The sequence below is a fragment of the Haemophilus parainfluenzae genome (assembly GCF_003252795.1).
GTDB classification, from domain to species: Bacteria; Pseudomonadota; Gammaproteobacteria; order Enterobacterales; family Pasteurellaceae; genus Haemophilus_D; species Haemophilus_D parainfluenzae_K.
In genome coordinates this window covers 103,116-115,039 of the sequence record NZ_QEPQ01000003.1, presented here as the reverse complement: position 1 = coordinate 115,039, position 11,924 = coordinate 103,116, and the positions used below count along the sequence as shown (strand labels likewise).

Here is an 11,924-nt window from a genome sequence, read left to right as displayed (position 1 = left end):
TCACGATGTCGCAATCTCATTTTACGCCGGTACAAGGCGGTGCACTGGTTATTCTCACGTTAGCGCTCTCGCTTGCGACTTTTATGCAGGTGTTGGATTCCACCATCGCTAACGTTGCCATTCCTACTATTGCAGGAGATTTAGGGGCTTCATCCAGCCAAGGCACATGGGTCATCACCTCGTTTGGTGTGGCCAATGCGATCTCAATTCCTATCACCGGTTGGCTGGCAAAACGTTTCGGTGAAGTGCGGTTATTTTTAATCTCAACCTTACTTTTCGTCCTTGCCTCTTGGCTTTGTGGCATTTCACATAGTTTGGAAATGTTGATTATTTGCCGCGTCATCCAAGGTGCAGTTGCCGGTCCAATCATACCGCTTTCGCAAAGTTTATTACTCAATAACTATCCGCCTAAAAAACGAGGTATGGCACTCGCATTTTGGTCAATGACCGTGGTCGTAGCACCTATCTTCGGGCCAATTCTGGGAGGCTGGATCAGCGATAACATTCATTGGGGTTGGATCTTTTTCATCAATGTTCCCATTGGATTAGCCGTCGTCTTAATGAGTTGGAAGATTTTAGGCGATCGAGAAAGCCAAATTTCTCATCAACCTATTGATACTGTTGGGCTTGTTTTACTGGTTCTCGGCGTAGGCTGTTTACAATTAATGCTGGACCAAGGAAGAGAGCAAGATTGGTTTAATTCAACGGAGATTATTGTTCTCACCGTGATTGCGGTTGTGTGTTTAATCGCGCTCACCATTTGGGAACTCACTGATGACAATCCCGTTGTGGATATTTCACTGTTCAAATCACGCAATTTTAGCGTAGGTTGCCTTTCAACCAGTCTCGCCTTTTTGGTGTATTTGGGGTCTGTTGTGCTTATCCCACTTCTACTCCAACAAGTTTACGGCTACACCGCGACTTGGGCTGGGCTCGCAGCCGCACCAGTGGGATTATTCCCGATTTTACTTTCACCAATCATCGGTAAACTAGGACATAAAATTGATATGCGAATTTTAGTCACGATCAGTTTTATGGTTTATGCTTTGACCTTTTATTGGCGAGCTGTAACCTTTGAGCCTGGCATGACCTTTGCCGATGTTGCCTTGCCACAATTTGTGCAAGGTTTAGCGGTTGCTTGCTTCTTTATGCCACTGACAACCATCACACTTTCGGGTTTACCACCCGAAAAAATGGCTTCAGCATCGAGCTTATTTAATTTCCTTCGAACCCTTGCTGGCTCGGTGGGAACATCCCTCACGACATTTATGTGGTATAACCGCGAAGCCGTGCATCATACTCAACTCACGGAAGCGATTAACCCATATAATCCGATTTCCCAACAGTTCTTCCAGACGATGGCAAGTTTTGGATTGAACGAACAACAAACAGCTTCATATCTCGCCAGACAAATCACTGCACAGGGCTTTATTATTGGCGCTAATGAAATTTTCTGGTTATCGGCTATCACATTCTTGGCATTATTTATTATCGTCTGGTTTGCTAAACCACCTTTTGGAAATCGCCATTAAAAAACCTTAAAAAAATAACCGCACTTTGATGATGCTCAAAAGTGCGGTTATTTTTTCTAGCCTTTTGCTAAGATATCTTTCAGGAATCTCGCGGTATGCGAACCTTTGACTTTTGCAACGTCTTCCGGTGTACCTGTTGCGATGATTTGACCACCGCCACTGCCCCCTTCAGGACCAAGATCCACAATCCAGTCTGCGGTTTTGATCACATCTAAGTTGTGTTCGATCACCACGATAGTATTGCCTTGATCGCGTAAGCGATGTAACACCTCGAGAAGCTGTTTAATATCAGCGAAATGCAAGCCAGTTGTCGGCTCATCCAAAATATAAAGGGTTTTACCGGTATCACGTTTTGAAAGCTCTGTCGCTAACTTAACACGTTGTGCCTCACCACCTGAAAGCGTGGTAGAAGACTGACCTAAACGAATGTAGGACAAGCCCACATCCATTAGGGTTTGCAATTTACGCGCAATCATTGGGATCGCATCAAAAAACTCGCGCGCTTCTTCCACTGTCATATCTAGCACTTGGTGGATAGTTTTACCTTTGTATCGGATTTCCAAGGTTTCACGGTTATAGCGTTTACCTTTACATTGATCACAAGGTACATACACATCCGGCAAGAAGTGCATTTCAACTTTCAGCACACCATCACCTTGGCATGCTTCACAACGTCCACCACGCACGTTAAAGCTAAAACGTCCTGGGTTATAACCACGCGCACGCGCTTCTGGCACGCCCGCAAATAATTCACGAATTGGGGTAAATAATCCCGTGTAAGTCGCTGGGTTAGAACGCGGTGTACGACCGATCGGGCTTTGGTTAATATCGATCACTTTATCGAAATATTCCAAGCCTTCAATGGATTTATAAGGTGCAAAATCTGTTTTTTCCGCACGATTTAAAGCGTTTTGAGCCAATGGGAATAAGGTATCATTAATTAGCGTTGATTTGCCTGAACCTGATACCCCTGTTATACAAGTAAATAAGCCTACTGGAATCTCTAAATTCACACCTTTTAGATTGTTCCCTGTCGCACCTTTTAATTTTAAAAGTTTGCTTTTATCAAGTGCAGTTCGTTTTTTCGGAATGTCGATTTTTTCTTCACCCGATAAGAACTTACCTGTAATCGAATTCGGGTTCGCCATGATTTCTTTGGCGGTACCTTGCGCAATCACTTGACCACCATGCACACCTGCCCCAGGGCCAATATCAATAATATGATCGGCTTCTCGAATAGCATCTTCATCATGTTCCACTACGATCACGGTGTTACCCAAATTACGCAAATGAATCAGCGTATTTAACAGACGTTCATTATCGCGTTGATGCAAACCGATAGAAGGCTCATCCAACACATACATGACGCCAACTAAGCCGGCACCAATCTGACTCGCAAGACGAATACGTTGCGCTTCACCACCCGAAAGGGTTTCGGCAGAACGAGAAAGGGAAAGATAATTCAAACCCACATTCACTAAAAACTCTAACCGCTCTCTGATCTCTTTCAGGATTTTTTCTGCAATTTGTGCTTTTTGGCCGGTTAAAGTAAGCCCTTGGAAAAACTCAAGGCTTTCACCAATGCTTTTCTCTGAAATTTGTGGCAAGTTAATATTACCGATATACACGTTTCTAGCTTCAGGACGAAGACGCGAACCACCACAATCTGCACAAGGGCGATTGCTGATATTTTTCGCCAATTCTTCGCGCACAGACATGGATTCCGTTTCTTTGTAACGGCGCGCCATATTATTCAAAATCCCTTCAAAAGGATGTTTGCGGATCACCACATCGCCACGGTCGTTCATGTATTGGAATTCAATTTCTTCCTTGCCTGAACCATGCATCACAATATCTTTAATTTTCTGTGGTAAATCTTCGTATGGCGTTTCAATATCAAATTTATAATGTTTCGCCAACGAGGTAAGCATTTGATAGTAATAGAAATTGCGACGATCCCAACCTTTCACCGCACCACCTGCGAGGGAAATGCTTTCATTTTGCACCACACGGCTTTCATCGAAGAACTGCTGAACACCTAAGCCATCACAAGTCGGACACGCCCCTGCTGGGTTATTAAATGAGAACAAGCGAGGCTCTAATTCCGGTACGGAATAGCCACAATGTGGACAAGCAAAATTCGCCGAGAAAACCAATTCTTCAGCGTTAGGATTATCCATATCTGCCACAACTGCTGTACCACCAGAAAGCTCCAAAGCCGTTTCAAAGGATTCTGCTAAACGTGTGGCTAAATCTGACCGCACTTTAAAGCGATCTACCACCACTTCAATGGTATGCTTTTTCTGTAAAGCAAGTTCTGGTGGATCGGATAAATCACAAATCTCACCATCAATTCTTGCGCGAATATAACCTTGTGCCGCCAAGCTATCTAACAGCTTAACGTGCTCACCTTTACGGTTTTTCACCACAGGCGCAAGCAACATCATTTTGCTTTCTTCAGGCAGACTTAAAACTTTATCCACCATTTGACTGATGGTTTGTGCCGTTAATGGCACATCATGATCAGGACAACGCGGCTCCCCTACGCGAGCAAACAGCAAACGCAGATAATCGTAAATTTCGGTGATCGTGCCCACGGTTGAACGCGGATTATGAGAAGTGGATTTTTGCTCAATAGAAATCGCTGGCGACAAGCCCTCAATCGAATCCACATCCGGCTTTTCCATCAAAGAAAGGAATTGACGCGCATAAGCAGAAAGCGATTCCACATAACGGCGCTGCCCTTCCGCATAAAGCGTATCAAATGCTAAAGAAGATTTGCCCGAACCAGACAAGCCTGTTATCACAATTAATTTATCGCGCGGAATGGTTAAATTGATGTTTTTGAGGTTGTGGGTTCTAGCCCCACGAATGTCGATAGTATCCATAAAAAAAGCGATTGCCTTAAGAAAATAAATTCAAAAATTGCGACCATTATCGCATATTTCAATATCTGTGCAAATATCCAGTTAATTTTTATGGATCTTTTGTTTCTTTTAAGGCAAAATAGCCAAAATTTTTCATCTTATTTCTAAAATATAGAGGATTCTATGGCAGGTATTAATAAAGTAATCATCGTGGGTAATTTAGGTAATGATCCTGAAATCCGCACGATGCCAAATGGCGAAGCGGTAGCAAATATCAGCGTGGCAACAAGTGAAAGCTGGACAGATAAAAACACGGGTGAACGTCGCGAAGTGACCGAATGGCACCGCATCGTGTTATATCGTCGTTTAGCGGAAATTGCGGGTCAATACTTACGCAAAGGTTCACAAGTTTATGTTGAAGGTCGTTTAAAAACCCGTAAATGGCAAGATAACAACGGCCAAGATCGTTACACCACTGAAATCCAAGGTGATAACTTACAAATGTTAGGTGGTCGCTCTCAAGATATGGGCGGTTATGCACCTGCACAATCAGCACCACAACCAAGCTATCAATCTCGTCCAGCACAATCTGCGCCAGCGCCACAAGCTGAGCCACCAATGGACGCATTTGATGATAACATTCCATTCTGAATTGTATTGGTACAAGATTATCAATACGCAGTGGGATTTTCGCGATTTACAAATTTTCACGAAAATCCCTCTGTTTTTTATGGTTAGATACCACTATTCCACTTTAAACATCCCCATCATACCGAGATTTTCATGTTCCAAAATATGGCAATGGTACATTTTCAACCCAGTGTGTCCTTGCTTAAAGCGAATAATCACTTTTTCATAAGGGCGCAAATTGACTACATCTTTTAACGCCCTGCCTTCTGGCTTGAAGGTTTTGCCGTTTAATGTATGTTGAATCACTTCAAATTGAGTGCCGTGCAAATGGAACGGATGATCCATATGGCTTTCATTGAAAATTTCCCACTGTTCCACTTCATTCAATTTGGCAACAAAATCAATACGGTTCATATCAAAGGTTTGACCGTTGATTAAGAACATACCATTCATCATTGGTGGAATAGGGTTGTCCGTTGTTGTTGTAGTAGCGTGATGTGTACCTTGATTCATCATTGGCATATTCGTATGGTTCATCATTTTTTCACTAAAGCGAATTTGGCGAACCTGCTTTGGCTCATCCCAGTTAGGGAAGGACCTTAAGCTTTCAGGTAACTGAATAGGTTCTGATTTCACCTGAATTGTGGCTAAAGTGAGATCTTTAGGCTGTTCTTGCACCATCATCTTACGGCGATCATAATAACCGCTTTGTAAATTGACTGTTCCTTGCGTTTCACCCACCATAATCACTTCAACGCGTTCGGCTGGTGTAAGTAGCAGTTCATCAACAGGCGAGCGAGGTTTTTCAAGTAAACCACCTTCGGTACCCACCACAATCCATTTCACCCCTGGAATGTTTAAACGAAAATAACGAGCGCTAGTGGCATTCCAAAGACGGATTCGTTCATTCGTTTTCACTTGAATCTGGGGCTGATATTGACCGTTGATTAACACAAATTCACCCTCACGACCGTTCATCCAATCTAACATCGTGTTTGCTGGAATGGTGCCATCGGCATTTAAACGCAGATCGGAAATCACCCAATGTTGTTCAGGAAGGTGTGCAAGCGGATCATTTTTCGCTTTAACAACGAAAGTGCCTGCTAAGCCTTTATAGACTTGTTCGGAAACATGGTCATGTGGATGAGGGTGGTACCAATATGTCCCAGCACTGCCTTGAGGTAGCGTAAAGCGATAGACTTTTTTCCCTTGCGGTTCAACCATATCCATCGGGTTACCATCCGCTTCATTTGGTACATCTAAGCCGTGCCAATGTACTGTTGAGGGTTGTGGTAGGTGATTGATAAATTCAATTTCTACGGCATCGCCTTCAAATACTTCAATTTGTGGCCCTGGTAGTTGTCCGTTATAAGCCCAAAATTCCGTTTCTTTATTGTCTGCGAGGCGAATTTTAATTGGCTCTGCTTTTAAAGTGGCTTTGAACAGTCCAGCTTGAGTCGATTGATTAGCAAGTTTTGGTAATATCCCATTAAGCGATAAACCTGAAGGCATTGCCTCAGTTGGCATTAGGCCAGTAGGTACTGAATGCATCATCGCCATATTGCCATGTTGTGCGTGGTTCATCATATTCGCATTCGCAAGGCTATAAAGCGAGCTACTGGCTAAGCTAATTCCAATTCCATAACGTAAAAAATCTCGACGTTTCATTCTTTCCCCCCCTATTGGTTATAGGATTTAAACACTTCACTTTCACCGTTTTTCTTAATCAAAACAACATCATAAGGATCTTTGCGTCCGCCGTATGCTTCACCGTCCATACCTGGTGAACCAATTGGCATTCCCGGTGCAGACAAGCCTATTGCATCGGGTTTTTCTGCGAGTAAACGTTTGATATCCTCAGCAGGTACATGTCCTTCAATCACATAGCCATCAATCACGGCTGTGTGGCAAGAAGCATGTTCATATTTAATGTTAAAGCGCTTATGAGCATCATAATTGCCTGTTTCGTTGACTTTAACCTCAAAACCGTTTTTCTGCATATAGCTGATCCATTCATTACAACAGCCACAAGTCGGGCTTTTCCACACTTCCATAGAAAGTGTTTGTGCTTGAGCAAAAGCGGTTATGCCTAAACTTAAAAGCAACAATGAGCGGGTGAATTTATGTAATTTCATAAGATGTCCTTATTTTTTATTGAGATTGAATGGACATCATGTTAAAGCTTAACCTAGGGTTAAGCTCAAGGGATTTGAAAAAATAATTTGCAAATTTTTCTCAAAATCCTACCGCTTGTTTTTCAATATGTATGAAATCTTTACTATAATACAGTCTCATTACTCAGGAGTAATAATGCACACATTCCATCCCAAATCACTTGTCTGGACAAGAGAGCCGCAAGCTTTTGAAATATCAGAAAATAAAATAACCATCACCACAGTACCACATACGGATTTAAAGCAGTCAATGTGTTTTTGCGTGAACACCCCAATTTAAACATTCATTAGGTATAATAATAAAAACCTTAAACAGAATATCATAGCAAAATGAATTTAAAACCAGTTAAAAATCAAACTTCCCAATACGAAGAGTGGGCAATGGTAAATTTGACTGGTTAAAAATTGAAGGCAAAATAAGTTATTTTAATTTGCAAACACCCAAATCCTGCATAATTTTGGAGATTTTTTACAAATTATTCATATAACATTGTTTTATGAAGAGAGACCTTTCATTCCCTGCAAAATTTCGCCGACCGCTCCGCCGCCACCTCGCCAGTGTTGAACAGCCTGAAAGCGCGGGCAAAAGTGGTTGTGGAAAAAATCTAGACGACTCAAAACGTTTTCTTGTTTTCATTTCGTTGAAAGCCCCTTTTCTGGACAACTAGAAACGTGCTTAATCGCTCAAAGGAGTACATGACATGCAACAACTACACACTCTGAAAGACATCGAACAGGCCATCGCCACACACCCTTTAGTATCACTGTACATCAAAGCCCCAATCTGCAGTGTTTGTACGGTCGTGGCCGCCCAGCTTGACTCAGCTTTGGCGGAGGAAGGAAATGTGTATGCCGTAAAAGCCGATATTGCTGAAATACCCGAAATGGCCGGACGTTTCCACGTGCTGACCGCACCTGCATGGCTGCTGTTTTATCAAGGCAAGGAAGTAGAACGGATGGCCCGCTTCATCCCTCAGGCACAGATGAAACAGACATTGGCAAAATGGACAAAAGTAGCAGAAAGCGAACATCAGTAACCGGTCTATCAATGTTTCAGACGGCTGCGGTCTTGATAATGATGCAAGTGGTCAAGTTTTGAAGAGCATTTGCAAAAATACTGGAAAATCTGACCGCTCTTTATAGTAAAAATCCCCTACTGTTCTGCTCTAGGGGATTTTGCTTTAAATAATGGGATGTTTATTTCAAACCTTTTTTAACCAAATCTTCATAACCGCCGTGGTTGGTTACATTGGTATAACCTGCATTTTTCAACTCAGTGAGTGCGGTTTCGGCACGGCGACCACTACGACAATAAAGGTTGATCGGTGCATCTTTATCTGAGCCAATCGCTTTAACACCTTCAACGATTTTATCATGTGGAATATTCACTGCATCTTGCAAATGACCTGCGTTAAACTCCTCGGCTGAACGTACATCAATCCAAACGCCTTTTGCTTTTTCCGGTTGTACTGCGCTTTGTTCTGTTTGTGGTGCAGTATTCGCAGAAGCAAAAAAAGGTACAGCAATCGCTGCCGCATAAAGTACTGCTGTGAATAATTTTTTCATTATTTAATCTCCTATTAAATAAAAATAATATATTTACCTAAATAAATTTAGGGGTTATGTAAAACTGACAGTCATCATACGCCTAAATATAAAGATAATAAACTATAAATGAAGTAAAAATTAAGTAAAATTTTCGTGAAATTTAACCGCGCTTAAAAAGAAAAAAGGCCATCTGAAATCTAACATTCAGATGGCCTTTTCAATTTATTCGATTATTTCTTCGCAGGCTCTACTTCACCCACGGCTTTCTGAGATTTTTCATCCATTTCCACTTTAATATTGTGATCCACTACCACATTCATATTAATGGTGATGCCTTCCTTTGGTGTATCCAATTGAATGGTCGGTGTGCAAGCTGTAAGCGTGAACATCGCCGCCCAAATAAAAAAGTGCGGTTGAAATTTAAGGTGTTTTATCATTTGTCTTTGTCTAATTGCTTATAAAGTTTATATTGCAGATTTTGTTCAAATTGCGAGCCGTAGTCAATCATATTCCACAATTCAAACATATTTTCTTGGTGCGTATAATTTAACGTTATCGGATTATGGGTTCGCTTGGTTGGATTAAATCCACTAATACTCGCCCGCAATGTCATTTGCCCTTTAGGATCGAGCGTCACCGCCGCATGGGAATTTTGTAGTTCTATTTCTTTTAATAAATCCACCAAAATATTTTCTGTCCAACCGCCTTTTTTTAGCCCTTTCACCATTTCATCGGTTAATTTGATGGATACATTACCCACTTGTTCCAATGTGCCATTACAAATCAAACATTCCTTATGTCCAAGCCAAAATGGCAGGGTCGCATTGGCGCGGCCGGTTAAGGTTACTTGGTTATATTGTGCCAAGGCTAATACTTGGGCTAAATCAATATTAGTAAAAGAAAGTGTCGCCATTTTACTTTGTGGGAAAGTAAGCTGAGGCACTGTTAATACACCATCAAATAAGGAAAGTTTCACATTTCTCAAAGTAAGCGGATTTTTCATGGTGTTCGGATAACGCCCAAACAAATCCAATTCCCCATTTGCGACGGAAAGCGCGCCATAGCGAATATTTTGAGTCGAAATATGGATCGGTTTACCCGAAGCCACTTGCAATGCCGAATTTTCATAATTCATCGGGAAGCGAATATTCAAGCCATAAATCTCACCATCTGGCATAGTGATTTTGCCATTTTTAAGATTCAGCTCCCCCTTCATCTTCACGCCATTGCCATTGATTGCGAATTCACTTTGTCCTTTAATGCTGCCCTCATGAATTATCCAATTCCATTGTTGAGGGAAAAGTGATTGGAATACTTTTGCAGATTGTTCTTTCCAGCTAATTTTGCCTGAAAGTGCACTATTCTGATATACACCTAAGACATCTAAAGGTCCAAGCGAACCAGCCTTTAAATCACCTGCAAAATTGAAGTTACTGATACTCTTACCATCAATACCTAAGCCGAAAACAGGCGAAACAAAACGGCCGCCATAAGCCAATTCAATCCAATCTGTTTTCGCTTGCAACAAACCTCGAATATGCTCTTCTTCATAATCCCAGCGGAGTCGATCTTTAAGTTCCAACGAAAGTGGTGCCATTTTTACCTCTTTCATTTTGACTTCTTTGGAGTGAGCAGAAAGTTGATTTAATTCAATATGATCAGCTTCCCAAAATCCTTTACCTTCCATTTTGACTGGCGTATTTAAAGATTTCCAGTTTGCACTGCCATTGATAATCCAATCCCAACGGTTTGTCGCTTGTTTTTCCACTGACTGCAACTTATGTTCTTCATCTCGGAAGTCAAATACGGTTTTAATACCCGCAATAAACTCGTGGGCGTTTCCGTCTAATTTTAGATTGAGATTTTCAAACTGCGGAGTTGTACCATTCAACGTTGCCTGCAAACGCCCTTCTAAGCCATAACGACCGATAATAATGTCATCTAACGGTAAACGAACATGTAATTTGGTATCGGGTTGCACCGTATCCATTTTGAAGACCGACCCCGGATAAAAATATACCACTGGATGCGTAAAAATCCCGCCTAGATGATAAGTTAAATTAGTGAGTGCCACGGTAGCGTTATAACGTAAATCCCCGCGTGTTTTCAGTTCAAAATCCAATTCGTTATTGTCATCGCCACCGCCGATTTCACCATTTTTACCTGAAATCACGATCTCCCCTTTACCAAACTCGCCAAAGGTTTGCACGATCACGTTCATATCAATGCTTAACGGCAACAAGCCTTCTGCCGAACGGTGAATTGATAATCCAAGGAAGCCTTTAATCGGTTGATAGCTGTCGAAGGTCCAATAAAATTTCCCCCACGAAATATCCAAACCGTCTTTGGTGAACACAAAAGGCACATCTAACAGAGGCGAATTTGTTGTTAAATCTTGGACATTTAACTGACCATCTGCACCTTGCCATGACACTTTTGCCTCGCCTTTTGTGACGGCTAGTTCTGGGTTATTCCAGTTGAGTAAGACATTGCCTTGTTGAGGGAGTTGAGAAAGATCGGGCTCAAAATTCGCAGTAAAATGAAGATCGTAGTTTTTATCGCCCGCTTGCTTGATGTCGGTACTCCCCGTCCATTGGAAGATTCCATCTCTTGGCGTGACAGTGGATTGGTGATGTAGCTCAAGCCCATCATTATTTGCTTGGGCTTCGAGTGCTAATTGGTTGCCGTTATAGTTTGCGTCTAACGTCCAATCAGCCGATAAGAAAGGTTTTAAAGCCTCTTGTGTCAACGCTTCGGCATTCGTTAATTGAAAGTGTTTAACCTTAACATTGGAAATAGGCAATGCTGCCCAAAGTGCGGTCAAATTTGGCGGCCTTTTTTCGGCATTATCACTGGGTAAATGGGTTAAACAATCATAATTCAAGCTAGCCTTTTCAACATCAAGACTACGCGTATTCCACCAAGTGAGTTGCGTATTATTGAGGTTTACGAGGGTACATTGATCTGTTTTCACTTTTAGCTCAGGCAGCGTTAAACTTGTCGTTTTCCATTGCCAATCATCAGCTAATTCAATGTGATAATGGGGAGCTAAAAAATGATTTGCAAGTTGTTCCACTCGTTTCGGAGTCGCCAAAACGCGTACTAAGCCAACGCTTACTACGATCAACAGCAACAAAATAATCAACGCCCACAGGCAACGCTTTCGCATAGTT

The 11,924-nt window shown here is 41.9% G+C and carries 9 protein-coding genes; 3 read left to right on the top strand and 6 right to left on the bottom strand.

Annotated elements, in window-relative coordinates:
* The first annotated feature begins 5 nt into the window (after positions 1 to 5).
* Complete coding sequence (locus DPV81_RS05480) at positions 6 to 1,532, top strand: DHA2 family efflux MFS transporter permease subunit (RefSeq protein ID WP_111387146.1); 1,527 nt, start codon at positions 6 to 8, stop codon at positions 1,530 to 1,532.
* Positions 1,533 to 1,588: 56 nt separating this feature from the next.
* Here the strand turns inward: DPV81_RS05480 and uvrA are convergent, their stop codons facing one another.
* Positions 1,589 to 4,420, bottom strand: a complete 2,832-nt coding sequence (gene uvrA / locus DPV81_RS05475; RefSeq protein WP_111387144.1) for an excinuclease ABC subunit UvrA — start codon at positions 4,418 to 4,420, stop codon at positions 1,589 to 1,591.
* 162 nt (positions 4,421 to 4,582) lie between these two features.
* Between uvrA and DPV81_RS05470 the strand changes: the two genes are divergently transcribed.
* Positions 4,583 to 5,050: a single-stranded DNA-binding protein gene (locus DPV81_RS05470; protein ID WP_111387142.1), complete on the top strand. Its 468-nt coding sequence runs from the start codon at positions 4,583 to 4,585 to the stop codon at positions 5,048 to 5,050.
* A 93-nt stretch (positions 5,051 to 5,143) separates the two neighbouring features.
* Here DPV81_RS05470 and DPV81_RS05465 read toward each other — a convergent pair whose 3' ends face one another.
* A complete protein-coding gene (locus DPV81_RS05465; RefSeq protein ID WP_111387140.1) occupies positions 5,144 to 6,697 on the bottom strand; it encodes a multicopper oxidase family protein in 1,554 nt (517 codons plus the stop codon).
* Positions 6,698 to 6,708: 11 nt separating this feature from the next.
* On the bottom strand, positions 6,709 to 7,164 hold the full coding sequence (locus tag DPV81_RS05460) for a DUF411 domain-containing protein (RefSeq protein ID WP_005612095.1): 456 nt from the start codon (positions 7,162 to 7,164) through the stop codon (positions 6,709 to 6,711).
* A gap of 740 nt (positions 7,165 to 7,904) precedes the next feature.
* Here DPV81_RS05460 and DPV81_RS05445 point away from each other — a divergent pair.
* A complete protein-coding gene (locus DPV81_RS05445) occupies positions 7,905 to 8,240 on the top strand; it encodes a thioredoxin family protein (protein ID WP_111387138.1) in 336 nt (111 codons plus the stop codon).
* Between the two features lie 160 nt (positions 8,241 to 8,400).
* Here DPV81_RS05445 and DPV81_RS05440 read toward each other — a convergent pair whose 3' ends face one another.
* The 3 genes from DPV81_RS05440 to DPV81_RS05430 all read right to left on the bottom strand — a co-directional run bounded on the left by DPV81_RS05440 (position 8,401) and on the right by DPV81_RS05430 (position 11,920).
* On the bottom strand, positions 8,401 to 8,769 hold the full coding sequence (locus tag DPV81_RS05440) for a rhodanese-like domain-containing protein (RefSeq protein WP_111387136.1): 369 nt from the start codon (positions 8,767 to 8,769) through the stop codon (positions 8,401 to 8,403).
* 212 nt (positions 8,770 to 8,981) lie between these two features.
* Positions 8,982 to 9,188, bottom strand: a complete 207-nt coding sequence (locus DPV81_RS05435) for a YnbE family lipoprotein (protein ID WP_111387134.1) — start codon at positions 9,186 to 9,188, stop codon at positions 8,982 to 8,984.
* Entirely contained in the window at positions 9,185 to 11,920 is a 2,736-nt protein-coding gene (locus DPV81_RS05430; protein WP_111387132.1) for a YdbH family protein, read from the bottom strand. Before DPV81_RS05430 ends, DPV81_RS05435 begins: the two co-directional genes overlap by 4 nt.
* Positions 11,921 to 11,924: the final 4 nt, after the last annotated feature.